At 75.2% G+C, this 22,830-nt stretch carries 26 protein-coding genes; 14 read left to right on the top strand and 12 right to left on the bottom strand.

The window, feature by feature from the left end:
• Window positions 1-74: 74 nt before the first annotated feature.
• From V6U77_RS05865 to V6U77_RS05850, 4 genes are read right to left on the bottom strand one after another with little or no spacing between them, the layout of a single operon-like run.
• Complete coding sequence (locus V6U77_RS05865; protein WP_334605130.1) at window positions 75-605, bottom strand: SOUL family heme-binding protein; 531 nt, start codon at window positions 603-605, stop codon at window positions 75-77.
• Between the two features lie 37 nt (window positions 606-642).
• Window positions 643-1,386 carry a YqeB family protein gene (locus tag V6U77_RS05860; RefSeq protein WP_334605129.1) on the bottom strand — a complete coding sequence of 248 codons (744 nt, stop codon included), beginning with the start codon at window positions 1,384-1,386 and terminating at the stop codon, window positions 643-645.
• Between the two features lie 2 nt (window positions 1,387-1,388).
• Window positions 1,389-2,186 (bottom strand): ABC transporter permease, encoded by a 798-nt coding sequence (locus V6U77_RS05855; protein ID WP_334605128.1) that lies wholly within the window; start codon window positions 2,184-2,186, stop codon window positions 1,389-1,391.
• On the bottom strand, window positions 2,183-3,079 hold the full coding sequence (locus tag V6U77_RS05850) for an ABC transporter ATP-binding protein (protein ID WP_334605127.1): 897 nt from the start codon (window positions 3,077-3,079) through the stop codon (window positions 2,183-2,185). Before V6U77_RS05850 ends, V6U77_RS05855 begins: the two co-directional genes overlap by 4 nt.
• Before the next feature lie 133 nt (window positions 3,080-3,212).
• Here V6U77_RS05850 and V6U77_RS05845 point away from each other — a divergent pair, with 133 nt between their 5' ends.
• The 3 genes from V6U77_RS05845 (at window position 3,213) to V6U77_RS05835 (ending at window position 5,719) form a co-directional block, all read left to right on the top strand.
• Window positions 3,213-4,466, top strand: coding sequence for a sensor histidine kinase (locus tag V6U77_RS05845; protein WP_334605126.1), 1,254 nt, complete (start codon window positions 3,213-3,215; stop codon window positions 4,464-4,466).
• The gene (locus V6U77_RS05840; protein ID WP_334605155.1) at window positions 4,445-5,185 is read left to right on the top strand and encodes a response regulator transcription factor; all 741 of its coding nucleotides are present in this window, start codon (window positions 4,445-4,447) and stop codon (window positions 5,183-5,185) included. The genes V6U77_RS05845 and V6U77_RS05840 overlap by 22 nt, the downstream gene beginning before the upstream one ends.
• A 99-nt stretch (window positions 5,186-5,284) precedes the next feature.
• Entirely contained in the window at window positions 5,285-5,719 is a 435-nt protein-coding gene (locus V6U77_RS05835; RefSeq protein ID WP_334605125.1) for a hypothetical protein, read from the top strand.
• Between the two features lie 177 nt (window positions 5,720-5,896).
• Here the strand turns inward: V6U77_RS05835 and V6U77_RS05830 are convergent, their stop codons facing one another.
• Window positions 5,897-6,685 carry a D-Ala-D-Ala carboxypeptidase family metallohydrolase gene (locus V6U77_RS05830; RefSeq protein ID WP_334605124.1) on the bottom strand — a complete coding sequence of 263 codons (789 nt, stop codon included), beginning with the start codon at window positions 6,683-6,685 and terminating at the stop codon, window positions 5,897-5,899.
• 304 nt (window positions 6,686-6,989) lie between these two features.
• On the opposite strand from V6U77_RS05830, the gene V6U77_RS05825 reads away from it, so the two are divergent.
• Together V6U77_RS05825 and V6U77_RS05820 are read left to right on the top strand one after the other, a co-directional pair.
• Window positions 6,990-7,631 (top strand): DUF6642 family protein, encoded by a 642-nt coding sequence (locus V6U77_RS05825; protein ID WP_089001809.1) that lies wholly within the window; start codon window positions 6,990-6,992, stop codon window positions 7,629-7,631.
• An 87-nt stretch (window positions 7,632-7,718) separates the two neighbouring features.
• Window positions 7,719-8,183, top strand: a complete 465-nt coding sequence (locus V6U77_RS05820; protein ID WP_334605123.1) for a PPOX class F420-dependent oxidoreductase — start codon at window positions 7,719-7,721, stop codon at window positions 8,181-8,183.
• 7 nt (window positions 8,184-8,190) lie between these two features.
• On the opposite strand, the gene V6U77_RS05815 is transcribed toward V6U77_RS05820, so the two are convergent.
• The gene (locus V6U77_RS05815; protein ID WP_334605122.1) at window positions 8,191-8,832 is read right to left on the bottom strand and encodes an NAD(P)-dependent oxidoreductase; all 642 of its coding nucleotides are present in this window, start codon (window positions 8,830-8,832) and stop codon (window positions 8,191-8,193) included.
• 137 nt (window positions 8,833-8,969) lie between these two features.
• Window positions 8,970-10,202 (bottom strand): serine hydrolase domain-containing protein, encoded by a 1,233-nt coding sequence (locus V6U77_RS05810; RefSeq protein WP_334605121.1) that lies wholly within the window; start codon window positions 10,200-10,202, stop codon window positions 8,970-8,972.
• Window positions 10,203-10,278: 76 nt separating this feature from the next.
• Between V6U77_RS05810 and V6U77_RS05805 the strand changes: the two genes are divergently transcribed.
• The 5 genes from V6U77_RS05805 (at window position 10,279) to V6U77_RS05785 (ending at window position 13,506) form a co-directional block, all read left to right on the top strand.
• The gene (locus V6U77_RS05805; protein WP_334605120.1) at window positions 10,279-10,872 is read left to right on the top strand and encodes a pentapeptide repeat-containing protein; all 594 of its coding nucleotides are present in this window, start codon (window positions 10,279-10,281) and stop codon (window positions 10,870-10,872) included.
• Between the two features lie 208 nt (window positions 10,873-11,080).
• A complete protein-coding gene (locus tag V6U77_RS05800) occupies window positions 11,081-12,043 on the top strand; it encodes a hypothetical protein (RefSeq protein ID WP_334605119.1) in 963 nt (320 codons plus the stop codon).
• 98 nt (window positions 12,044-12,141) lie between these two features.
• Window positions 12,142-12,573: a nitroreductase family deazaflavin-dependent oxidoreductase gene (locus tag V6U77_RS05795; protein WP_334605118.1), complete on the top strand. Its 432-nt coding sequence runs from the start codon at window positions 12,142-12,144 to the stop codon at window positions 12,571-12,573.
• Window positions 12,574-12,691: 118 nt separating this feature from the next.
• Window positions 12,692-13,036 carry a DUF1330 domain-containing protein gene (locus tag V6U77_RS05790; protein ID WP_334605117.1) on the top strand — a complete coding sequence of 115 codons (345 nt, stop codon included), beginning with the start codon at window positions 12,692-12,694 and terminating at the stop codon, window positions 13,034-13,036.
• Window positions 13,037-13,179: 143 nt separating this feature from the next.
• Window positions 13,180-13,506 carry a hypothetical protein gene (locus tag V6U77_RS05785; RefSeq protein WP_334605116.1) on the top strand — a complete coding sequence of 109 codons (327 nt, stop codon included), beginning with the start codon at window positions 13,180-13,182 and terminating at the stop codon, window positions 13,504-13,506.
• 37 nt (window positions 13,507-13,543) lie between these two features.
• Here V6U77_RS05785 and dacB read toward each other — a convergent pair whose 3' ends face one another.
• Window positions 13,544-15,127 carry a D-alanyl-D-alanine carboxypeptidase/D-alanyl-D-alanine endopeptidase gene (dacB, locus tag V6U77_RS05780; protein WP_334605115.1) on the bottom strand — a complete coding sequence of 528 codons (1,584 nt, stop codon included), beginning with the start codon at window positions 15,125-15,127 and terminating at the stop codon, window positions 13,544-13,546.
• 314 nt (window positions 15,128-15,441) lie between these two features.
• Here dacB and V6U77_RS05775 point away from each other — a divergent pair, with 314 nt between their 5' ends.
• Window positions 15,442-15,723, top strand: a complete 282-nt coding sequence (locus V6U77_RS05775) for an adhesin (protein ID WP_334605114.1) — start codon at window positions 15,442-15,444, stop codon at window positions 15,721-15,723.
• 46 nt (window positions 15,724-15,769) lie between these two features.
• On the opposite strand, the gene V6U77_RS05770 is transcribed toward V6U77_RS05775, so the two are convergent.
• The 4 genes from V6U77_RS05770 to V6U77_RS05755 all read right to left on the bottom strand — a co-directional run bounded on the left by V6U77_RS05770 (window position 15,770) and on the right by V6U77_RS05755 (window position 19,650).
• Window positions 15,770-16,873: a beta family protein gene (locus tag V6U77_RS05770; protein ID WP_334605113.1), complete on the bottom strand. Its 1,104-nt coding sequence runs from the start codon at window positions 16,871-16,873 to the stop codon at window positions 15,770-15,772.
• Window positions 16,874-16,995: 122 nt separating this feature from the next.
• Window positions 16,996-17,520, bottom strand: coding sequence for a PepSY domain-containing protein (locus V6U77_RS05765; RefSeq protein WP_334605112.1), 525 nt, complete (start codon window positions 17,518-17,520; stop codon window positions 16,996-16,998).
• A gap of 163 nt (window positions 17,521-17,683) precedes the next feature.
• Window positions 17,684-18,958: a sensor histidine kinase gene (locus tag V6U77_RS05760; RefSeq protein ID WP_334605111.1), complete on the bottom strand. Its 1,275-nt coding sequence runs from the start codon at window positions 18,956-18,958 to the stop codon at window positions 17,684-17,686.
• A complete protein-coding gene (locus V6U77_RS05755; protein WP_334605110.1) occupies window positions 18,955-19,650 on the bottom strand; it encodes a response regulator transcription factor in 696 nt (231 codons plus the stop codon). Before V6U77_RS05755 ends, V6U77_RS05760 begins: the two co-directional genes overlap by 4 nt.
• A 102-nt stretch (window positions 19,651-19,752) precedes the next feature.
• Between V6U77_RS05755 and V6U77_RS05750 the strand changes: the two genes are divergently transcribed.
• From V6U77_RS05750 to V6U77_RS05740, 3 genes are all read left to right on the top strand, one after another.
• Window positions 19,753-20,229, top strand: a complete 477-nt coding sequence (locus tag V6U77_RS05750) for a septum formation initiator (protein WP_334605109.1) — start codon at window positions 19,753-19,755, stop codon at window positions 20,227-20,229.
• A gap of 354 nt (window positions 20,230-20,583) precedes the next feature.
• Window positions 20,584-20,976 (top strand): cupin domain-containing protein, encoded by a 393-nt coding sequence (locus V6U77_RS05745; RefSeq protein ID WP_089001794.1) that lies wholly within the window; start codon window positions 20,584-20,586, stop codon window positions 20,974-20,976.
• Between the two features lie 46 nt (window positions 20,977-21,022).
• Window positions 21,023-22,819: a glycoside hydrolase family 15 protein gene (locus V6U77_RS05740; RefSeq protein WP_334605108.1), complete on the top strand. Its 1,797-nt coding sequence runs from the start codon at window positions 21,023-21,025 to the stop codon at window positions 22,817-22,819.
• The last annotated feature ends 11 nt before the right edge of the window (window positions 22,820-22,830 follow it).

The following is a 22,830-nucleotide window of genomic DNA, read 5'->3' as shown; positions in this document are numbered from 1 at the left end:
CTGCGCGTACCCAAGAACGACGTACGTCAATCTCCGGCGAGGGCGCCACCGTGCCGGGACGCGGCACGGGGGGCTCACTCGGCGACCGGCAGCACGACCTCGTTGTGGCGCAGGAACCACGGCTTCCACGGCGGGTCGAAACGCGCGTACCGCACGGCCCCGGCGGGGCTCAGCCCGGCCGCGGTGACCGCGCGGCCCAGCGCGGTCGCCCGCCGCTCGAACGCCCGCGCCGTCCAGCGGCCCGAGAAGCGGGTCGCGGCGGCGAGCTGTGAAGGGACCGCCCGGACACGCACCCGGGGGTCGGCCGGCTCGGGCAGCGTGTCGGTGTCGAAGCCGCCCGGCATCACGAGCCACACCAGCCAGTGACCCGGCCGGTCCCCCTCCTCCTGCACGAACGGCACCGTCAGCGCGATCGTCTCCCGCGAGGACGCCCGCCGGGACCGGTCGGCGCCGCGCAGGTACGCGCCCAGCGGCCGGAAGGCGTCCCGGGCGGCCTGCTCGAAGGCGCCCTCCGCGCGTACCTCGGCGACCAGGTGCGGCGGGTAGCGGCGCAGCTCGAAGCCGGGGTGCCGCGCCACCACCCGGTACGGCTGCTGCTCGGTCATCGCGCCCCCCGTGGCCCGGGACCTCTCGCCAGCAACGCTACCGGCCGTCGACCTCCGGCTCAGCCGAAGTCGTGTCCCCCGGCCGGGGCTGCGGGGCGGCCCGGGTCAGCCGCCAGTACTGCCGCCGCCCGTCGTCGCGGAGCACCACCCCGGCGCGGCCCAGCTCGCCGCGCAGCTCGCGGGCCTCGCCGCCCCGGTCGGAGTCGAGCGCCCGCTGCCGGGCCCGCAGCAGCGCGTCCGCGGCGGGCGGCAGTCCGGGCAGGCCCGGCACCCATCGCCGGTACGCGTCCCGGTGCGGGTCGCCGTCGGTCCACGGCCAGCCGTGCGCGCGGAACGCGTCGCGCAGCCGGTCGACGGGCAGGTCCGACCGCTCCCGGACCAGCTCCCCGTCGTCCGCGCCGAGCAGCACCAGGTCCTTGCCGTCGACGAAGACGGCGCGCACCGGTCGCCGTTCGACCTGCCGGTCCGCGCGGTCGCGGCGCAGCCGTACCCGTTCGGTGCCGACGGTGACGGCGAGCCGCTCGGCGGTGCCCACGGCGGCGACCAGCAGGCCGCCCAGGGTGCCGAGGGCCAGCCCCCCGAAGCCGGCCTGCGGGTCGGGCAGGCCGGCGACCAGCTCGAAGAGGTCCTGCGCGGGGGCCCAGGACAGCCCGGCGACCCACTGCGCGCCCGCGACGAGCAGCCACCCGGCGCCCGCGCCGAGCGGGGGGAGGGCGCCCCAGAGGAACGCCAGTTCCGCCGCGCCGCCGTCGACGACGGTGGGGGAGCCGTAACCGTCCACCGTCAGGACACCTCGCGCCGCAACGTACGGACCAGCCCCGCGACCAGCGGCACGGCCAGCCAGAGCAGCAGCGACACGGCGAAGCGCCCCCACTGGCCGGCGGTCACGTCGGGCGTGAGCAGCGGTTCCATGGTCCGGCCCGTGTCGAGCCAGCCCGCGGGGCCCTGCAGCGGCCGGATCATCTCGCCGAGGATCGACCAGAGGGTCGGCAGCAGCAGGAAGCCGACGATCGCCAGCGGGGTGTTGAGCAGCAGCAGGCCGAAGCCGGCCCCCATCAGCACGTTGGCCACCTGGAGCACCACGGCGTGCAGCACCAGCACCCATTCCATGCGCCAGGTGCCGGCGCCGCCGGTGGCCCCGGCGACCAGCGTGCCGGCGGCGGCCACGCCGAGGCTCACCAGCACCGACGCCAGCGCCGCCAGCACCATCGCGGCCAGCTTCGCGACGATCACCCGGCCCCGCCGGGGCACCAGGGCGAACGTGGTCAGCGCCGTGCGCTGCGACCACTCCCCGGTGATCGACAGGATGCCCAGCACGGGCAGCAGCAGCCCGATCGGCAGCATCGAGGAGAGGAAGAAGTTGGCGAAGGTCTGCGCGGCGTCGTCCGTCCAGATCAACTGGACCACCACGAGGGCGGCGGCCAGCAGCCCGATGGTGATCAGCAGCCAGAGCCCGGCCCGGGTGTCGACGAGCTTGCGCAGCTCCACGCCGGTGAGGCGCAGCAGCGACGGCCGGCGTACGCCCGGATGGCGCGGGAGAGCGGCGGCGGTGGGCGGGCTGGCGGTGGTGGCGGTGGTCATCGGACGGCCTCCTGGGTCGACGCGCCGGCGGTCAGGGTGAGGAAGAGCTGTTCCAGGCCGCCGCTGCCGGCCGCCCGCAGTTCGGTGAGGGCGACGCCGGCGTCGGCGGCGGCCTGCCCGACCGCGTCGGCGTCGGCGTGGACCAGCAGCCCCTCGGTGCCCTCGGTGAGCGCCAGCCCGGCCCGGTCCAGGGCCGCGCGCAGCGCCGCGCCGTCGCGGGCCCGCACGAGCGTCCCGCCGCCGGCCAGCAACTCGGTCTTGTCGCCCTGGGCCACGATCCGGCCGCCCCCGATGACCACCAGCCGGTCCGCGACCGCCTCCACCTCGCGCAGCAGGTGGGAGGAGAGCAGCACGGTGCCGCCCCGGTCGGCGAAGTCGCGCAGCAGGCCGCGCATCCAGAAGATCCCCTCCGGGTCCAGGCCGTTGGCCGGTTCGTCGAGGATCAGCACCCGGGGGTCGCCCAGCAGCGCGTGCGCCAGGCCGAGCCGCTGCCGCATCCCCAACGAGTACGCTCGCAGGCGGCGCCTGGCCGCGACCTCGTTCAGCCCGACCAGGTCGAGCTTGGCGGGGACCTGGCGGCGGTCCACGCCCATGGTCGCCGCGGCCACGGTCAGCGCCTCCCGCCCGGTGCGCCCCGCGTGCTGGGCCGAGGCGTCCAGCAGCACGCCCACCTCCCGCCCCGGGTTGGGCAGCTCCCGGTACGGCCGGCCGCCGACCGTGGCGCCGCCGCCGCTGGGCGGCGTGAGCCCGCAGATCATCCGCATGGTGGTGGACTTGCCGGCGCCGTTGGGCCCGAGGAAGCCGGTGACGGTGCCCGGCTCGCAGCGGAACGACACGTCGTCGACGGCCGTGTGCCGCCCGTACCGTTTGGTGAGGTGTTCCACGCTGATCATGCCGGTCACGCTGCCGGAGCCACCCGGCCGTCCGCTGCGGCCGACGGTGCAGACCGGTCGCTACCTTGGTCGACGTTCGGGTCTCGACTTTGGTAGCTGGCCGGCCGGTCGAACGGCTGCCTAGCATGGGCGCGTGACCAGTGCCGCCGTTCCGGAGCACCCCTGGCTGCTGCCGGGGGCGATCAGTGTCGACCCGACGGCCCGGGCGGGGCGGGGCCCGCGTCGCACCACCCGCGACTGGGTGATCGACTGCCTCTGCTTCCTGCTCTCCCTCGGCTGGGTGCTGCTCGCCACGGCCGACGCGGCCGGGCCCGACCCCGAGTTCTCCACCCCGCTGCCGCAGCGCTGGATGATCCCGGCCGACGCCCTGGTCGGGCTCGTCTGCTGCGCGCTGCTCTGGGTGCGACGCCGGTGGCCGCTGGGGCTCCTCGTCGCGACCACGCCGCTCACCCTGTTCTCGATGGCGGCGGCGGTCCCGCTGCTGATCATCTACTTCACGGTCGTGGTGCACCGCCGCACGGCCGTCGCGCTGGCGGTGAGCGCCGCCGGCCTCGTCACCAACGCCGTCTTCAGCTACCTGCGCCCGGATCCGCACATGCCCTACTGGGCCACGGTCGCCTGGGGAGTGGTGGTCGGCCTCTCCGTGCTGGCGTGGGGGATGTTCGTCCGGGCCCGGCGGCAGCTCGTCGTGTCGCTGCGCGAGCGCGCCGAGCGGGCCGAGGCGGAGCAGCAGTTGCGGGTGGCGCAGGCCCGGCACCTGGAGCGCACCCGGATCGCCCGCGAGATGCACGACGTGCTGGCGCACCGGATCTCGCTGCTCAGCCTGCACGCCGGCGCGCTGGAGTTCCGGCCGGACGCGGCGCCGCAGGAGGTGGCGAGGGCGGCCGGGGTGATCCGGGCCAGCGCCCACGCCGCGTTGCAGGACCTGCGGGAGGTGATCGGGGTGCTCCGCGCGGAGAACACCGCCGAGGCGGATCCCGAGCGCCCGCAGCCCACCTTGGGTGACCTGCCCGTGCTCGTCGAGGAGTCCCGGTCGGCCGGGGTCCGCATCGGCATGCGCGAGGTGGTCACCTCGGTGGAGCGGGTGCCCGCGGCGGTGGGACGCAGCGTCTACCGGATCGTGCAGGAGGGGCTCACCAACGCCCGCAAGCACGCCGCCGGCGCGGCGGTCACCCTCGACGTCACCGGCGCCCCCGGCGAGGGGCTGAGCGTGGAGATCCGCAACCGGTGGCCGGTCGGCGGCGGCGCCGGCCCGGAGATCCCCGGCGCCGGCACCGGCCTGGTCGGCATCGCGGAGCGCGTCAGCCTGGCCGGCGGCCGGCTGGAGTACGGGCGGGACGACTCGGGCGACTTCCGGCTGGCCGCCTGGCTGCCGTGGCCGGCGTGAGCGGGCCGGGCGTGACCGGGCCGGCCGGGGACGGGGCCGGGCCCACCGCCGACCGGCCGGTGCGGGTGCTGATCGTCGACGACGACGCGCTGGTCCGGGCCGGCCTGTCGATGATCCTCGGCGGCGTGCCGGACCTGCTCGTGGTCGGGGAGGCCGCCGACGGCGGCGAGGTGCCCGCCGCCGTGGCCGCCTGCGCGCCCGACGTGGTGCTGATGGACATCCGGATGCCCCGGGTCGACGGTCTCGCGGCCACCGAGGCGCTGCGCGCGTCGTCGCACCCGCCGGAGGTGCTGGTGCTGACCACCTTCGACGCCGACGAGCAGGTGCTCCGGGCGCTGCGGGCGGGGGCCGGCGGCTTCCTGCTCAAGGACACCCCGCCGGCCGAGATCGTCCGGGCGGTGCACCGGGTGGCGGCGGGGGAGGCGACGCTCTCCCCGGCGGTCACCCGCCGGCTGATCGACCACGTGACCGCGCCCGGCGCGCCGGGGGGCCCGGAGCCGCGCCGGGAGCGGGCGCGGCGCCAGCTCGCCGGGCTCAGCGAGCGGGAGCACGAGGTCGCCGTCGCGGTCGGGCGGGGCCGGACGAACGCGGAGATCGCCGCCGAGCTGTTCATGAGCGTCGCGACCGTGAAGGCGTACGTGTCGCGGCTGCTGGTGAAGCTCGACCTCAACAACCGGGTCCAGGTCGCCCTGCTGGTGCACGACGCCGGCCTCGTCTGAGCGGTGTTGAACCTTTCGGGGTCGGGCTCCGTACCAGTCGCCGAGGATGCGGTGCGGCGGGTCGGCCGCACCGCTGCCGGAGCCGCGGGAGGCCCTGCCGTGCGATTTGGTGAGCAGTCGACGGATCCCATCGACCAGATCCTGGGCGAGGTGCCGGTACCGGCGCCGCTGACCCCCGAGGACGTCCGGCTCGCGGTGCGCGCCGTGGTGGTGCACGCCGCGGAGGAGTGGCCGGCCGGGCCGCTGTGTCGCAACGACGGCGCGACCTACCCGTGCCGGCTGCACCGCTGGGGCCGGCGGGTGCTGGAACGGCACGGCCTCAACGAGCGGCAGATCGACGCCCTGGTGCGGCACGGCAACCCCTTCGTGCACGTGCCGTTCCCGTTCACGGTGACCGGCCCCGCGCCCGGTACCCGCACGTCCACCGGGCACCCGGCCGGTCCGCGGGCGGTCGCGCCCGGCGCCCGGCCCGCCGGCCCCGGCCGGCCGGTGGCTTCCTCCGCCACCGCGCCGCGCTGGCCCCGGGCGAGCTGAGCGGGGGGTACGCCCGCCGGCGCGACCGGGAACGGACCCGGCCCGGGACACGGGGTGTCGTCCCGCGTCCCGGGCCGGCGTCGCCGTGCCACCTCCCGGCGTCACCCGTCACCCGTCGACCGTCGGTGACCCTCGTCGCCCGGTCGCCCGGTCGCCCGGCGTGGCCGATTCGGCCGGTCAGTCGTTGCCGGCGCCGATCCCGCAGTCCGGCGCGGACCAGCTGGTGGTGTTCGGGGTGTCGTCCCGGTCGTTCTCCCGTCGTGAGTCGACGTGCACGTGGTCGTCGTGGTCCGGGTAGCCGGGCCCGTAGATCCCGCTGAAGCCCCGGCTGCGCGCGTCGCGGGCCAGTTGGCAGAGGGAGCTGGTGCGGGAGGTCAGGTCGGCGGCGTTGCCGTAGAGGTGCTGGCTGTCCGACGCCCCGCCGACCCGGTTGTTGCAGGTACGGCTGCGGAAGCCGCTGCTGACGTAGAGCGGCTTGTCGCCGAGGCTGCGCCGCATCGCCTCCAGCTTCCACATCGTGCGCAGCGCGTTCTGCCTGGTCTGCGCGGGGGTGAGCGGACCGCCGCTCCAGCCGCCGCGACCGCAGCCGTCGTCCATCTCGTTGAAGCTGAAGTGCTGCGGCGTGCAGTCGTTGTCCTGGAGGTCGTAGAGCTTGCCGTACGTCTGCGGCCCGGCGACGCCGTCGGCGCGCAGCCCGTACGCGGACTGGAAGCGCTTGACGGCGGCGGCCGTCTTCGGTCCGTACCGACCGTCGTTCTCCACGATGTCCCGGTTGCCGGCCCACCCGGCCACCCGGATCTGCAACTGGCGCACGTCGTCGCCGGAGCGCCCCTGGTAGAGGTTGCGCTTCCACGTGTAGCAGCCGTCGGCGTGGGCCGCCGGCGCGGCGACCACCGTGGCGACAGCGGCTGCCGGCAACGCCAGGGCGAATGCGACAGCGACCCGTTTCAGGGTGTTAACGCGCACAGAAGTCCTCCCGATAGGAGTGCGATTGGGGTGGCATCCGGGACATCGGCCTGCCCGTCCCGTGATTTCCACCCTGGCAGGCCGACCGACGGTTCGCGGCAATTAACGAGAATTGTCCTCACGATTCGCCGTTCCTGAGCGTTCCCTGGGCATTACGCGAATTGCGAATCACCCAAGGGTCGGCATTCGACGACAGGAAACCCCGAAGGGCACGGAAAGCGGCAGTAGGGCACACGCAGGGTGATGTGAGCCGGCCGATCCGACCCGGTAACGTCAGCGCCGGCGGGACCGGGGGAGGGGCGGCATGGCACGTGGTGGCGTCTTCTGCATCGAGGGCCAGTGGCACCGTGACCTCAACGAGCGCGGCTCCGTGCTGCCCACCCTCGAACTGCTCGAACGGCTCGGCAAGATCCGCTTCATCCACAAGGACGCGGCCACCCGAGACGAGCTCTTCTACTTCGTGGACCGTTGGCTGCTCAAGCAGTACGCCGACCACCGGGTCGGCTTCTTCGCGATGCACGGCGAGCCGAGCCGGCTCTGCCTCACCGACTGGGAATCGGTGGCGCTCGCCGACGTCGCCGAACTGATGGCGGGTCGCTGCGAGGGCCGACGGCTCTATTTCGGCAGCTGTTCGGTGCTGCGCGCCTCCGACGCGGTGCTGCGCGGCTTCCTCGACGCCACGGGAGCGGCGCTGATCTGCGGGTACACCCGCGAGGTGGACTGGGTCGAGTCGGCCGCCTTCGAAACCGTCTTGCTCGACGTGCTGGCCAACGGTCAGCGCCACAACGCCGCCGAGCTGCGGATGGGCTCGGCGCACTGGGCGCCGCTCGCCTCGTACCTCGGCTTCCGGGTGATCTACGCCAACGGCCGCGCCTGGCGGCCGTCGGTCCGCCCCCGCGTGCCCGCCCAGCCCGCCGCCCGCCGCGCCGCCCCGCGACCGCGGTGAGGCCGCCCGCGGGCCCGTGCGGGCCCATGCGCCCGGGTGCGGGCCGGTGCGGTCGCCGTGCGGCGGCCGCCCTGGTAGGAACGAACGATGGCACGCAGCATCGCGACGAACACCCGGGTCGACCGGGCCGAGCTGACCGAGTTCCTCCGGCCGCGGCACCGGGTGGTGCTGATGACCACCCGCGCCGACGGCCGGCCGCAGTCGTCCCCCGTCACGGCCGGGGTGGACGGCGAGGGGCGGTTGGTGGTCTCCACCTATCCCGGGCGGGCCAAGGTCGCCAACGTCCGCCGCGACCCACGGGTGTCGGCGTGCGTGCTCTCCGACGACTGGAACGGCCCGTGGGTGCACCTCGACGGCACCGCCGAGGTGCTGGACCTGCCGGCGGCGCTGGAACCGCTGGTGGAGTACTTCCGCTGCATCTCCGGCGAGCACCCGGACTGGGACGAGTACCGGGCGGCGATGCTGCGTCAGGGCAAGTCGCTCATCCGGGTCACCGTCGACGCCTGGGGTCCGATCGCCACCGGTGGTTTCCCGGCCCACCTCGCCGACTGACCCGCCCTCAGTACGCGGCGGTGAAGCGGGCGTTCTCGTGGCGCGGCTGCTCGATCTCGTCCACGATCGCCACCGCCAGGTCCTCGTAGCTGAGCACCGAGCGGCCCTCGTGGTCGGTCACCGGCTGGTCGCCGCCCGTGCGGTAGTGCCCGGTGCGCTCGCCCGGATGGAACTCCAGCGGCGGCGGGGAGACGTACGTCCAGGTCACCCCGTCGGCCGAGGAGCGGTAGAAGTCGAGGGCGTCGGCCTGCCCCAGTGCGGCGTCGCGGTACTCCTCGGGGAAGTCCGGCTCGTCGAGGTGGCGGGTGCCCTTCGGGGTGAGCAGGGTCGACCCGCCGCCCACGTGGATGATCCGGGGCGCGGCCGGCATGCCGCGCAGCACGCCGACCAGGTTCCGTGCCGCGTCGAGCCACAGGTCGTGTTCGCCGCCGCCGATCGCCACCACCATGGCGTCCGTGTCGGGCGCCAGCTCCCGTACGCTCCGCTCGCTGGTGGCGTCCCCGGTCACCACCGTGACGGCCGGTGGCAGGTAGGAGGTGGCCTCCGGCCGGCGCACCGCGGCGGTGACCCGGTGGCCCCGGCCGACCGCCTCGGCGGTGATCCGCGAGCCCGCGGTGCCACCCGCACCGAAAATGACGATGTTGCTCATACCGCCTCCCGCCCGGCCCGTCCGGCCCGGCGGACGTAGCCCGTCTCCAGGCTATTGACCGGTGCCGCCGTGCGCTGGCGGACCGGGGATCCCGGCCGGCCCAACCGCCCTGTGCGCCGGCGGAGTCCGGGCCCGGCTCAGTCGACCAGGGCGGAGTAGACCAGCTGGCGCAGCTGCGGTCGGATCGGGTAGGTGCTCGACGGCATGAGCTGGGTGAAGAACAGGGCCGTGACCTCCTCGGCCGGGTCGACCCAGAACGCCGTGCTCGCCACGCCACCCCAGTAGTACTCGCCGGGGCTGCTCGGCACCCGGCTCGGCACGGGGTCGTCGACCACGGCGAAGCCGAGCCCGAAGCCGATCCCGTCGAGGGTGGTCTCGGCGAAGCCGCCGGCCGAGAGGGTCTCCAGGTCCTGCCCGCCGGGCAGGTGGTTGCGGGTCATGAAGCGCACGGTGCGCGGCCCCAGCAGGCGTACCCCGTCCAGCTCGCCGCCGCGCAGCAGCATCTGGGTGAACCGGTGGTAGTCGGCGGCGCTGGAGATCAGGCCGCCGCCGCCGGAGAGCAGCAGCGGCTTCTCGTACGCCAGGGCGCCCAGCTTGTCGAAGCGGAAGGCGCGGCCGGTGCGCGGGTCGGGCGCGTAGAGGGCGGCGAGCCGGTCGGCGGCGTCGCCCCCGGCCCACCAGTGCGTGTCCGTCATGCCCAGCGGGCGGAAGATCCGGTCGGCCAGGAAGGCGTCCAGGCTCTGCCCGGAGACCACCTCGACGAGCCGGCCGAGCACGTCGGTGGCGACCGAGTAGCCCCAGGCGGTGCCGGGCTGGAACAGCAGGGGCAGCTCGCCGAACGCCTGGCAGGCCGTGGCCAGGTCGACGTCCGCCGGCGGGTACAGGTCATAGCCGGCGGCCCGGTAGATGGAGTCGACCACCGAGGTCTGCATGAAGCCGTACGTCAGGCCGGCGGTGTGGGTGAGCAGGTGCCAGACCCGGATCGGTTCGACCGCCGGCACCGTGTACGGCTTGAGGGCCGAGCCCTTGGCGTAGACCCGCATGTCCGCGAACTCGGGCAGCCACCGGCTGATCTCGTCGGTCAGCTCGAAGCGGCCCTCCTCCCACAGGATCATCGCGGCGACCGAGGTGACGGGCTTGGTCATCGAGTAGATGCGCCAGAGCGTGTCCGTCTCGACGGGCCGGCCGGCCTCGGCGTCGCGCAGCCCGTACGTCGACGAGTGGGCGATCTCGCCACGGCGGGTAACGAGCACCTGCCAGCCGGCGAGGCGACCGCTGTCGACGTACCTGCCGAAGTGCTCGTCGATGCGCGCCAACCGCGCCGGGTCGAAGCCGATCTGGTCCGGGTCGATGCTGCGTGCCACACTCACGCCGCCGAAACTACTAGCCGGTACGCCGCGGTGGAAGGGCCGCCGCGTTGTCCCACCGCCTCGGTAGCCTGGTGCGATGCCCGAGCTGACCGAGGACGCGACCTTCCGCGACGAGGACTGGTACGGCGAGGAACTGGTGGACCGGCGCTTCGTCCGCTGCGAGTTCTTCCACGTCGACCTCACCGAGGCGGTGAGCCGGGGCGCGGTCTTCGACGGCTGCACCTTCGGCAACGTGAGCTTCAACGCCTCCCGGCACACCGACTCGGCCTTCACCCGCTGCACCTTCCAGCGGTGCAACTTCTTCGAGGCGGAGTTCACCGGCTGCAAGCTCGTGGGCAGCACCTTCGCCCAGTGCGACCTGCGGCCGCTGACGGTCGCCGGCGGCGACTGGTCGTTCGTCGCGCTGCCCGGTGCCGACCTGCGCGGGGTGCGCGTCACCGACGTGCGGATGCGCGAGGCGGATCTCACCGGGGCCAACCTCACCGGGGCCACGGTCACCGGCGTCGACCTCTCCGCCGCACAGCTGCACAGCTCCCGGCTGTCCGGGGCCGACCTGCGCGGCAGCGACCTCACCGCGCTCGACCCGACGGTGGTGGAGCGGGCCGGGGCGATCGTGGACGCCACGCAGGCCATGGTGATCGCGCAGGCGCTCGGCTTCGAGATCCGCTGAGCGGAGCCGGCGCGGGTTGTCCGGACCGCCTGCCCGGACCCGAGGCGCCGCGGGACCCGCGACCGCGGTCCTGATCGATGTCCGCTACCGTCCGGTGACGAACTGGACACGCCCGTCCGTCCGGCGCAACGGACGAGGCGGTGCGGGCGCGGGACGCCCACAACGGACGCCCGCGACCGGGCCGGGGCCGGTGGAAGGTGGAGGGTCGGTGGCGGAGGAAGACCTCACCCGACAGCGCATCCGGCCGCCGCGGTACGGCCGCCGGGGCGGCGGGCCGGCAGCCCCGCCCGGGACGCCGCCCCCACCCCCGCCACAGGCCGGGCACACCCGCACCACCCTGCGACGGCTGGCCCGGGCGCGGCAGCGCCGCCGGTGGGCCGTCGAGGGGATCGCCGTGGTCGCCTGCCTGGTCGCCCTCGTGTCGTACCTGACCGCCGGCGACCCCGAGCCGGAGGGCGAGACCGCCGGCGGCGTACCGGCGGGCGCCGGCCGGCCGAGCGGCTTCCCCGGGCTGGAGGGGCGCGACCTCGACGCCGGCCTGGTCTCGCCCGGGCTGCGGCCCCGGCAACGTCCGCCGAGCCCGTCTCCGACGCCACCGACGCCACCGACGTCCGCGCCGCCGGTGCGGGCGGTGCTCGCCGCCAGCATGGCCGAGGCACCGGGCGAGGTGGACCTGACCACGGTGGGCAGCCGCGACTGGGTCCACTGGGGCCTGCGCGGCGCGGAGTCGGCGGTCCGCAAGCGCGGCGGCTCCGGCGAGATCCGCGACGAGGGCGGCACCGGCCGGCGGGGCGGCTGGGACGACAACCAGGAGACCTTCAGCTGGCGCGACGGCAGCCCGGTGGCGTCGGTGAGCGGCTCGCCCCACGGGGTCTACCGGTGCGGCGCCGGCAGCGGCTTCACGCTCGCGGTGGTCGCCGACGGTCGGGCGCGCACCGTCCGGCTGTACGGCGGGGTGTGGATGGCCCGGGGACGGCTGGACGCCCGCCTCTCCGTCGGCGGTCCGAGCCGGACCCTGCGGATCGAGGACCGGCACACCAGCCGGTCCACCGAGTTCACCATCCGGTTCCAGGCGCCGAAGGGCAGCCGGCTGGTGCTGACCTGGACGGTGGAGCAGGCGTTCAGCGACGACTGCGGCAACGTCGGCGTCCAGGCGGTCGCGCTGCGCTGACCCGGGCGTCCGGGCGGCCTCGTTCGCCCGGCGACCGGCCGCTGCCCGGAGTAGCGTGGTCGCGACGACCGGGTGCGCGAGGGCGAACGGGAGGGCCGATGGGCGAGCAGGTGCTGGACAGCCCGCAGGGCTGGGTGGCCGACCACATCCGGCGGTACGTCGAGACCGGCGGCGGCGAGGGGCACGAGTGGCGGCCCGGGGTCTTCACCCTGCTGCTGACCACCCGGGGCCGGCGCAGCGGCAAGCTGCGGCGCACCGCGCTGATCTACGGCCGCGACGGCGACGCCTACCTGGTCGTCGCCTCGCAGGGTGGCGACCCGAAGCACCCGGCCTGGTACCTCAACCTGCTCGACGAGCCGCTGGTCGAGGTGCAGGTGGGCGCCGAGCGGTTCACCGCGCGGGCGCGGACCGCGACGGCGGAGGAGAAGCCGCGCATGTGGTCCACGATGGCCGCCATCTGGCCGGCGTACGACGAGTACCAGGCGAAGACCGACCGGGAGATCCCCGTCGTCGTGCTCGAACGCGCCTGAGCGGGAGCGACCCGCCGTCGTTACCTGACGGGTAATCGACGCCGGGGGCGTGCCGGCGGAAGACTCGGCGTACCGCCCCGGTCCGTCCGGCCGGGCGGACCGGCTCCCGGGAGGCACCATGCCCGCGTTCGCGCTCGCCCACCTGCACGACACCCCGGTCAACGAGGACATCCTCACCTACCTCGAGCGCATCCAGGCCACGCTGGAACCGTTCGGCGGCCGGTTCCGGGTGCACGGCGCCGAGGTGGAGGTCAGGGAGGGCGACTGGCCGGGCACCGTGGTCGTCATCGAGTTCCCCGACCTGGACCGGGCCCGCGCCTGGTACGACTCGCCGGCGTACCAGGAGATCCTGCCGCTGCGCACCCGGCACATCCCGGGCGCGGCGCTGATCGTCGACGGCGTCGCCCCCGACTACGACCCCCGCCGGACGGCCGCCCGGCTGCGGGCGCGGGCGGCCGGCTGACCGGCGGCTCCGCCCCGACGACGGTCCCCCGCCGCCGGGTGGTCCGTGTCCACCTCGCGGGACAGTTTGTCCGTCGCGCTGCGTCGAGCCTGTCGTAACTTTCTGCTGTCCATCTCCGACAATCCCTTGTGGAGGCTTGACCGATGAGCAGCGTCACGACCCGCACCGTCCGTCCGGGCACCCCCCGGGGCGCCGGGGAGCCGTCCGGGGAGGTGCTCCGGGAGATCCCGATGCCGCCGTACGTGACGGTCGAGGACGCCCAGTTCGCCGTGCGGGCGATCGTGGTGCACGCGCCCAGGGCCTGGTCCGGCGGGACCGTCTGCCGCAACGACGCCAGCCCGCACCCGTGCCGGCTGCACCGTTGGGGGACCCGCGTGCTGGCGCAACGCGGCCTGCGTCCCGCCGAGATCGCCGCGCTGATCGAGCGCGGGGACCCGGCCGCCGAGCTTCCGCACCGTCCCGTCGCCTGACGCCGGCGGGGCCCTCGCACCGGGCCCCGCCGGCCCGTCAGCAGGCGTTCGGCTTGATCCAGGCGCACTCCAGGCCCTCCGGGACCCGGGGGACGTCGGGCGCCGCCGGGGGCGCGACCCGGGCGCCGGTCACACTCTTCGCGGTGTACGAGGCCAGGGCGATCGCGATCTGGTCCTCCAGCGTCTTCACCGAGGAGGCCAGGTAGTTGTTGAGCAGGATCGAGAACGCCAGCACCCGCCCGTCGGCGTCGGTGACGTAGCCGGAGAGGCCGGAGACCCCGGTCAGGCTGCCGGTCTTGGCGTGCACGTTGCCCGCCGCCGGGGTGCCCCGCATCCGGCTGCGCAGGGTGCCGCCGACGAACCGGTCCGCCTCGCCGGCGACCGGCAGGGCCGCGTACCAGGTGTCGAACCAGGGCTCGGTGCGTACGGCGGTGAGCAGGTCCACGAACTCGTCGGCGGGGACGAGGTTGCGCCGGGAGAGCCCGGAGCCGTCGCGCTGGCGCAGGGTGCCGGTGTCCACCCCGGCGTCGGCGACGTACTCGCTGATCGCGGCGAGCCCGGCCGACCAGGTGCCGGCGCCGGAGAGCACCCGGCCGATCTCCTTGGTCAGCACCTCGGCGTGCCCGTTGTTCGACAGCTTCAGGAACGGCACCATCAGCTCGGCCAGCGGCATGGAGCGGTGCCGGCCCACCTCGGTCGCGTTCTCCGGGGTGGGCTGGCCGAGCACCGTCCGGCCGAGCACCCGTACGCCGTGCCGGCGCAGCGCCGACCGGAAGACGTCGGCGGCGTAGCCGGTGGGCTCCCAGACGCTGACCCAGTCGCTCGCCGGCGCGGCGCCGAGCGCGATCTGCCCGGTCACCACGACCGTGTTGCTCCCGTGCGCGCGCTCGAAGGAGACCGACGTCTCCCCGCCGGCGACCGTCTCGGCCCGGTTCTCGATCTTCAGGTAGCGGGTGGCCGGGGTGGTGGTGACGACCGGACGCGCGCCGGCGGTCGCGCCGGGGGCGGCGTGGACGACGACGGTGCCCGCGTCGTAGTCGGTGTCCGGTGCCACGGTCAGGGCGGAGACCTGCGCGGCGTAGTAGTACGGCTCGTCGTCCCAGGTCCAGTCCGGCCCGAGGCGGGTGCTGTCGTAGCGGGTGTCGTCGGCCACCAGGTCGCCGGTGACCACCCGGACGCCCGCGGCGGCGACCTGCGCGGCCAGCGCGTCGTAGTCGGCGGCCAGCATGGTCGGGTCGCCACCGCCGCGCAGGTAGAGGTCGCCGGAGACCAGGCCCGCCCGGCGGGCGCCGCTCGTGCGCACCTCGGTGCTGAAGCGGTGGCCCGGCCCCAGCAGTTCCAGCGCCGCCGCCGAGGTCAGCAGCTTGGTGTTGGAGGCCGGCACCAGGCGGCGCTCGCCGTTGCGGTGGTAGACCGTCTCGCCGGTCGTCGCGTCCTTGACCACCACGGAGGCCTGCGCCCCGGCCAGCCGGCTGTCGGCGAGGATCGCGTCGATGGTGGCGTTGAGGCGGGTCGCCGCGGGGGTGGGGGACTCGGCGGTGGCGGTCGGCGCGCCCGCCGTGGCGGCGGCGGCGACCAGCGCCACCAGCGCGAGCGTCCGGGGGAAGAGACGACGATGCATGGGGAGATGCTGCCATGCAGGTATCTGCCAGGAAAGGCCGCCGATGGAAAGAAATTTTCCGTCGGCGCCGGCCGGGCGGCCGTCGTGGTGGTGGTTACCCGTCTCCGACCGGATCACGCCCGACGCGCGCACTGAATCCGCTCTATTTGACGGATGCCCCGGCAGGGGGCAACGTAGGTCGTGGAGGGGCCCTCAGCCGCCCCGAAGCGCGACGGCCAGTGCGTGTCGCCATCCATCGCCTCCCACGTGTGCTCGTCCGCGGGCCGATGCCCGGTCCCGCACCGTGAATCCGAGAATCCACGAGGAGTTCCGCCATGCTCACCATGACCGACAACGCCGTGCTGGTCATCCGAGACCTCGCCAACCAGCAGGACGTCGCCGAGGACGGCGGGGTGCGGATCGCCGCCGACACCGACGCGGGCTCGCTCACCGTCGAACTGGTCGCCGAACCGGTCGACGGCGACCACGTGGTCGACAACCAGGGCGCGCGCATCTTCCTGGACTCCGACGCCGCCGAGCTGCTCGGTGACGCCTCGGTGGACGCCAGCGTCGACGACGAGGGCGTCATCCAGTTCGGGTTCAGCGAGAAGCAGTGACGGCGGTACGCCGCCCTCCCGCCGGCGCCGGTGGGCCGTGCGGCCCTCAGCCGGCCCGGTGGGTCTCCCCGCCGCGGTGCGGCCGGGCGGGACGACCCCGGTCCGGGAACGCCTGACCGGAGCGCCACGGCCCCGGCGTGGACTCCCGCCGTGGGTGCGCCAGGGTGGCCAGCACGTGCGCCAGGTGGTGCGAGGTGCTCCACGCCGCCCAGTTGCTGGCGGATCCGGCACCGGCGCCCCTGCGGGCGCGCCGCAGGATCTCGTGGTCGCCCCAGGAGAAGGCCGCGCCGGCGGCCGGCCAGTGCGGTGCCGAGACGACCGTGCGGCACAGGTCCGCGAACCGGTCGTCGCCGCGTCCGCCCCGCCGCGACCAGCGGTACACCCACCAGGCGCCGTCGGTGGTGTAGCGGACCGTGGGCAGCCGGTCGCCCGACTGCTCGGCGCCGGGCACCGCGGAGCCGACGCCGTAGTCGCCATAGCCGACGCCGAGGTCGGCCAGCCGCTGCCAGAGCTGCCAGTCCCAACGGTCGAGGCGTACCGGCTCGTCGGTGGGCAGGGCGCGGACCGCCGGCGGCATCCCGCCCGCCGCCACGCTCACCGAGCGCCAGGCGTGCCGGCGGGCCCACTCCAGCAGCCGGCGGATGCGTGGCTCGGCCACCCGCACGTCGGCCCGGCAGCACACGTCGCCCGCGTCGAGGAGCAGGTCACACTGCTCGGGCACCAGGCGGGTGAACCGCCAGACCCGTTCCGTGGCCGCCGTGGCCGCGTCCGGGCCGGTCCGGTCGTGGCCGATCCGCAGCCGCACGACGGCCCGCCGGGCGTGGGCCCGGGCCGCGGCGCCGTGCGCCACGAGGCGCCGGTCGCTGTCCGCGAACCCGATCACCGGCATCAGCGGTACGCCCCAGCGGACCAGTTCGGTCTCCGGGGCGTCTGGCAGGCCGGTGACGTCGACGGCCGTGAGCAGCCCTCCGGGGAGTTGACGGAGCACGTCCAGCGTGAGCTGGTCCAGGACGGAGACCTGCAGGACCGGGGCGAGCAGGGGTGCGACGACGTCGTCGAGATGACCGAGCGCCTCCAGCTCGCCCCGCCGGTTGGCGAGGATGGGGCGGTAGACCGGTTCCGCCGCCCGGCCCTCGTGGGCGGGCACCATACCCCAATGTAGCCAGACATCGGTGTCCGTCACAGGGTCGATCGGCCCGTACCGTCGCGGTGGCCCCGGAACGGCAACGCCGCCGCCCCGCGTGGCGGGACGGCGGCGGTGACGGCCGTGGATCAGTCGTCGTCGCGGTCGTCGGAGTCGTCGTCCGAGTCGTCGTCGTCGCGGTCGTCGTCATCGTCGTCGTCGACCGGCTCCTGCTCGGCCTTGACCACGGTGCCGTCGCCCCGGTCGACGTCGATCTCGTGCTCGGTCTGCCCGGACACGATCTCGACGCTCCAGACGGCGCGGCCGTCCTCGTCCTCGCGCTCGACCTCGACGATCTTGCCGCCGCCGGCCCGGGCCAGCGCGATCTCGCCGGCCCGCTGCTCGCTCACCGCGTCGTCGCCGGCGGCCGGAGCGCCGCTGCCCGACGGGGTGCCGGTCGCCGACGGGGTGCCGGTGGCCGGCGTACCGCTCGGCGCCGGGGCGCCGCTCGGGGCGCCCGGCGTACCCGGCGTGGTCGGGGCGGTGGTGGCTGCGGCCAGGGTGGTCGCTTGTGCCGTGCCACCGTCGGCCGCCGCGACGCCGAAGGTCGCGCCGGTCACGGCGAGCACGGCGGCGCCTCCCAGCGACGCCAGCACCAGGGACTTGCGCTTCATCTCGTTTCACCCTTCCTCGGTTTCCGGTGCCCAGCATCGCGCCGGTTCCGATAGCGCCACGCTGCCCGAACGCTAAGGCCGGGTTAAGCCTTGCGCGGCCCGGCCGGTCGGGGGTCGCAGCAGCCGGGCCACCCGGGGCCGCGGGCCGTAGGCCGAGGGACGGTCATGGCCGGGGCGGGCCGAGTTCGAGGCGTACCTGCGTGCCTGCGGAGGGCGCGGCGCCCAGGACGAGTCGGCCCCCGCTGGCCTGGGCGGCGCGGCGGGCGATGTCCAGGCCCAGGCCGGTCGAGCCGGCGGTGCTCGCGCCACGGTCGATCGTGCCCGGCGGCATGCCCGGCCCCTCGTCCGCCACGGTGAGCGTGGCCCGGCCCGCCTCCGCCGTCAGCCGGACGGCGAACGCGGTGCCGTCCGGGGTGTGCGCGAAGACGTTGCCGAGCAGGGCGTCCACCGCGGCCGCCAGTTCGTCGGCGGGCACGCCCACCGGCAGTGGTCCGGGTGCCAGGTCGAGCGTCACGGCCCGCCCGGTGTCCTCGGCGAGCACCGACCAGAACGCCACCCGCTCGGCCACCACGGCCGCCGCGTCGGCGCTGGCCGCCCCGGCCGTCGGCACGCGCCAGCGGGCCTGCCGGATGAGGCCGGTGACGGCGCGCTCCAGCCCGTCCACGGCCGCGGTCACCCGGGCCGCGTCGTCCGGGTCGCGCAGCGACTCGGCCTCCAGGCGCAGCGCCGTCAGCGGGGTGCGCAGGCGGTGCGAGAGGTCGGCGACCTCCTCGCGCTCCTGCACCAGCAGCACCTGGATGCGGCCGGCGAGGTGGTTGAGGGCGCCGGCCACCTCCCGCAGCTCGGACGGCCCGGCGGGCGTGACGCGCGCGTCCAGCTCGGCGTTCGCGAGCCGGTGCGACACCGCGGAGAGCTCACCGATCGGCCGGACCAGGGTGCGGGCCAGCCGGTCGGCGACGGCCAGCCCGATCAGCACCAGCAGCACGCCGAGCAGGGCCAGGGCCAGCCAGGACCGGGTCACCCCGGCGGTCAGCTCGGCGGGCGGGACCACGGTCCGGATCACGCCGGTGCCGTCCGGGCGCCCCTGCACGGCGATCACCACCTCCCGTCCCCGGCCGGACTCGGCGGTGAGGCTCTGCCCCCGCGCCGCCAGCGCCACCGCGGGCGTACGCGGGGCCGGGGCGCCGAGCACCGTGCCGTCGGGCAGGAACACCGTGACGGACCGCGCGGACTCCGTGGCCAACTGCTCGACGGTCAGCCGGATCGTCGCGGTGTCGGCGGTGCCGACGACGGTGACGAGGCTCTGCGCGTCCGCCGTGGCCCGCACGGTGGCCCGGTCCGCCGCGACCGTACGCACCAGCAGCGCCAGCGGCACCAGGAAGGCGACCAGGGTGAGCACGCTGACCGCGGCGACCAGCAGGGCCAGCCGGGCCCTCATCCGGCGCTCCCCGGCGCCTCGAGCCGGACCCCGACGCCCCGCACGGTGTGCAGGTAGCGGGGTGCCTGCGCGCTCTCCCCGAGCTTGCGCCGCAGCCAGGACAGGTGCACGTCCACGGTCTTGTCGGCGCCGCCGTACGGGACCCGCCACACCTCGGCGAGCAGCTCCCGCTTGGTGACCACCTGGCCGGGCCGGCCCGCGAGGTGGTGCAGCAGGTCGAACTCGCGCGGGGTCAGCTCGACGGGCGCGCCGTCCAGGGTGACCTGCCGCGACCGTGGGTCGACCCGCAGCCCGCCCACCTCCAGCGCCGGGTCCTCGGCCGGGGCGGAGCCCGTCCCGCGCCGGAGCACCGCCCGGATCCGCGCGTCGAGCTGCGCGGCCGTGAACGGCTTCACCACGTAGTCGTCCGCCCCGGCGTCGAGCACCCGGACGATCTCGGTGTCGTCGTCGCGCGCGGTGGCGACGATGACCGGCACGGCGCTGACCGCGCGGAGCATCCGCAGCAGCTCCCGGCCGTCCAGATCGGGCAGCCCCAGGTCCAGCACCACCAGGTCGGGCCGGTCGTCGAGCGCGTCGCGCAGGCCGGCCATCGCGGTCGAGGCGGCGGCCACCGCGTGCCCCCGCTCGCGCAGCGCCCGCAGCAGCGGCGTACGGATGGTCAGGTCGTCCTCGACGAGCAGCAGGCGGGCCACAGGAGGCAGGCTAGCCGCCGCGGGACGCGCCGGCGGCGACCTTAACCCTCCCTTAGCCCTGTCCGGGGCTCGTCCCAACCCCCGATCGGGGAGACTCGGGGAATGCGCCGCCGTTCGTTCCTCGCCGTCGCCGGGTGGCTGGCCACCGCTGTCGTCGCCACCCTGATCGGGGTGGCCGCGATCCGGTGGGTGGGGGAGAGCATCGCCGGTACGCCGGGCGGGGTGCTCAGCCAGGACGAGGTCGAGCGCGCCCTGGCGTCCCCCGACCCCGCCGCCACGTCGGCCGGCCGACCGACGGCGACCCCGACCGGCGGGCCGTCGTCGCCGGGTGCCAGCGGCTCGGCCCCGGCGGGCGTCCGTCGCGCCTTCGTCACCACGGGTGGCAGCGCGGTCGCCGAATGCGGGCCGGGCGGGGCGCGGCTGGTCTCCTGGACGCCCGCGCCGGGCTACCGGATCTCGGACGCGGAGTCGGGGCCGGACGACGACGTCGAGGTGACCTTCACCGGCCCGTCGGGCGAGTCCGAGCTGAGGGTGCGTTGCGTGGGCCTGGAACCGGTGTCGGCCGAGGACGACGACTGAGCCGTTCCGGTGCGGGTCAGCCGGGGTGCGGTGGCGGTGGCTCTCCTTGATCGGACGTCCGCCCGGGTGGTCGCCGGACCGCTGGAGCGGCTCACGTCCGACCCCGGAGGGCGCCGGGCACGAGCGCGCGGCGCCGTCCGGATCCCGGGGATCGAACGTCGCCGCGCTCTGGCCGTCTCCCACCACCGCAGCCGTACGGCGGTACGCCGGCGGGGACCTGGCTCGACCGGCCACCGTGCACCGGCTGTCCACTCCATCCCCGTCCACCCGGGATCGAAACCCCGCACGAGTGGCGAATTCCACCATTTGCGAGTCCCGGCGTGGTGTCGGGCCGCAGCGGGTATGTGTGACGGCATGGAGCATTTCACGATCGCGACCGTCGCCGAGAAGAGCCCGGACTTCCGGCGGGTGCTGTGGACCGGTGAGCACACCCAGCTGGTGATCATGACGATCCCGCCGGGTGGTGAGATCGGCGAGGAGGTCCACGAGGGCATCGACCAGATCCTGACCTTCGTCAGCGGCACGGGCGAGGCCCGGGTGGCGGGGGAGAAGCGCGAGGTCGTGCAGGGCGACCTGGTGGTGGTGCCCGCCGGCACGAAGCACAACTTCGTCAACACCGGCCCCAACCCGCTCGTGCTCTACACCGTCTACGGTCCGCCGGAGCACGCCGACCAGGCGGTGCACCGCACCAAGGAGGAGGCCGACGCGGCGGAGGCCGCCGGCGAGGACGAGCCACCCACCTCCTGACCGCGCGGTGCCGCCTGAGGCGGCGGGAACGGGGTACCCGCAGCGGGTGGAGCAGCAGGCGATCTCCGACTACGGGTTCCTCTCCGACTGCCGTTCGGGCGCCCTGGTCGGCCGGGACGGCTCGGTCGACTGGTGGTGCCCGGACCGGTTCGACTCGCCGTCGGTCTTCGGCCGCCTGCTCGACCCGGACGCCGGCCACTGGCGGCTGGCACCCACCGCCGCCGGGCTCCCCGGCCACCGGGTGGAGCGGGCGTACGTGGCCGACACGCTGGTGCTGCGCACCGTGCACCACACCCCGGAGGGGAGCGTGGCGGTCACCGACGCGCTCGCCGCCGAGTTCGGCGCCCGCGGCCACCAACTGGGGATGAACTCCCCGGCGGTGCTGCTGCGGGTCGTCGAGGGACTCGCCGGGCGGGTGCGGATGTCGCTCGACTTCCGCCCCCGCCCGGAGTACGGCCTGCTCACCCCGTACCTGCACGAGCAGCCCGACGGCGGGGTGCTGGCGGCGGCGGGCCCCGTGGTGCTGAGCCTGCACGCCGGGGAGATCCCGCCGAACGTCGACTCCGACCGTGTCCGGCAGGAGTTCGAGGTCTCCGCCGGACAGGTGGTCGGCTTCGACGTGGCGTACGGGCAGGCGTACGGGGCGGGACCGGCGCGGCTGGAGCCGGTCGCCGCGCTCGCCGAGACGGTGCGGGCCTGGCAGGCCTACCGGGAGTCGCACCACTACGACGGCCGCCACCCGGAGCAGGTACGGCACAGCGCGACCGTGCTGACCGGCCTCACGTACGCCCGCAGCGGCGCGGTGGTCGCGGCCCTGACCACGTCGCTGCCGGAACTCGTCGGCGGCGACCGCAACTACGACTACCGCTACTCGTGGCTGCGCGACTTCGCGATGACCCTGCGCGCCCTCTGGGTGGCGGCCTGCCCGTCCGAGGCGTCCCGGCTCTTCGCCTGGGCGGCCCGCTCGATCGGCCGGGTCGGCCCCGAGCCCGTGCCGGTGCTCTTCGGCCTGGAGGGCGAGCGGGACGTCTCCGAGTACGAGTGCGCCCACCTGCGCGGTTACGGCGGCAGCCTGCCGGTGCGGGTCGGCAACGACGCCTGGCGGCAGCGCCAGCTCGACGTGCCGGGCGAGGTGATCTCGGCGGTCTGGCAACTGCGCGACCACCTGGGCGAGGCGTTCGACACGGAGCTGCGCGAGATGGTGCTCGGACTGACCGAGCAGGTGGCCGCCACCTGGCACCTGCCCGACCGGGGCATCTGGGAGACCCGGGACACCGACCGGCACTACCTCACGTCGAAGGTGCTCTGCTGGGTGGCGCTGGACCGGGCGGTGCGGCTCGCGCCCCGCCTCGGCGACCGGGCCGACCCCCGGCGCTGGGCGGCCGTCCGCGACGAGATCCGGGCCGCCGTGCTGCGCGAGGGCTGGCACGAGCAGGCCGGCGCGTACGGTGGCGCGTTCGGCTCACCGGAGCTGGACGCCTCCGTGCTGCTGCTGCCGCTGGTGGGCTTCCTGCCGGCGACCGACGCGCGGATGCGCGCCACCATCGAGGCGGTCGAGCGCGAGCTGGGCGCCGGCCTCGGTCTCCTGCGCCGCTGGGGCACCGACCCGGCGGGCTTCCTGCCCTGCTCGTTCTGGCTGGTGGAGTGCCTGGCCATGGCCGGCGAGCGGGACCGGGCCGAGGCGCTCTTCGAGCGGCTGCTCGGGCACGCCAACGACGTCGGCCTGTTCAGCGAGCAGATCGACCCGCGCACGGGAGCGCAGCTCGGCAACACCCCGCAGGCGCTGTCGCACATCGGCCTGGTCAGCGCCGCCTGGCGGCTGACCGATCCCACCACCGACTGACGGCGGGGGGT

It is taken from the genome of Micromonospora sp. CPCC 205546 (assembly GCF_036902715.1).
Lineage (GTDB): Bacteria > Actinomycetota > Actinomycetes > Mycobacteriales > Micromonosporaceae > Micromonospora.
Note: the sequence above shows the minus strand (reverse complement) of the source record. Positions and strands in the feature narration are given on the sequence as shown.

Excerpts from the sequence above, each read along its gene's own strand:
- V6U77_RS05790 (WP_334605117.1), top strand. The coding sequence starts at position 12,692 with ATGCCCGCGTTCGCGCTCGCCCACCTGCACGACACCCCGGTCAACGAG.
- V6U77_RS05760 (WP_334605111.1), bottom strand. The coding sequence starts at position 18,958 with ATGAGGGCCCGGCTGGCCCTGCTGGTCGCCGCGGTCAGCGTGCTCACC.
- V6U77_RS05850 (WP_334605127.1), bottom strand. The coding sequence starts at position 3,079 with ATGATCAGCGTGGAACACCTCACCAAACGGTACGGGCGGCACACGGCC.
- V6U77_RS05785 (WP_334605116.1), top strand. The coding sequence starts at position 13,180 with ATGAGCAGCGTCACGACCCGCACCGTCCGTCCGGGCACCCCCCGGGGC.
- V6U77_RS05770 (WP_334605113.1), bottom strand. The coding sequence starts at position 16,873 with ATGGTGCCCGCCCACGAGGGCCGGGCGGCGGAACCGGTCTACCGCCCC.
- V6U77_RS05750 (WP_334605109.1), top strand. The coding sequence starts at position 19,753 with ATGCGCCGCCGTTCGTTCCTCGCCGTCGCCGGGTGGCTGGCCACCGCT.
- V6U77_RS05820 (WP_334605123.1), top strand. The coding sequence starts at position 7,719 with ATGGCACGCAGCATCGCGACGAACACCCGGGTCGACCGGGCCGAGCTG.
- V6U77_RS05795 (WP_334605118.1), top strand. The coding sequence starts at position 12,142 with ATGGGCGAGCAGGTGCTGGACAGCCCGCAGGGCTGGGTGGCCGACCAC.
- V6U77_RS05865 (WP_334605130.1), bottom strand. The coding sequence starts at position 605 with ATGACCGAGCAGCAGCCGTACCGGGTGGTGGCGCGGCACCCCGGCTTC.
- V6U77_RS05765 (WP_334605112.1), bottom strand. The coding sequence starts at position 17,520 with ATGAAGCGCAAGTCCCTGGTGCTGGCGTCGCTGGGAGGCGCCGCCGTG.
- V6U77_RS05855 (WP_334605128.1), bottom strand. The coding sequence starts at position 2,186 with ATGACCACCGCCACCACCGCCAGCCCGCCCACCGCCGCCGCTCTCCCG.
- V6U77_RS05745 (WP_089001794.1), top strand. The coding sequence starts at position 20,584 with ATGGAGCATTTCACGATCGCGACCGTCGCCGAGAAGAGCCCGGACTTC.
- dacB (WP_334605115.1), bottom strand. The coding sequence starts at position 15,127 with ATGCATCGTCGTCTCTTCCCCCGGACGCTCGCGCTGGTGGCGCTGGTC.
- V6U77_RS05815 (WP_334605122.1), bottom strand. The coding sequence starts at position 8,832 with ATGAGCAACATCGTCATTTTCGGTGCGGGTGGCACCGCGGGCTCGCGG.
- V6U77_RS05805 (WP_334605120.1), top strand. The coding sequence starts at position 10,279 with ATGCCCGAGCTGACCGAGGACGCGACCTTCCGCGACGAGGACTGGTAC.
- V6U77_RS05775 (WP_334605114.1), top strand. The coding sequence starts at position 15,442 with ATGCTCACCATGACCGACAACGCCGTGCTGGTCATCCGAGACCTCGCC.
- V6U77_RS05825 (WP_089001809.1), top strand. The coding sequence starts at position 6,990 with ATGGCACGTGGTGGCGTCTTCTGCATCGAGGGCCAGTGGCACCGTGAC.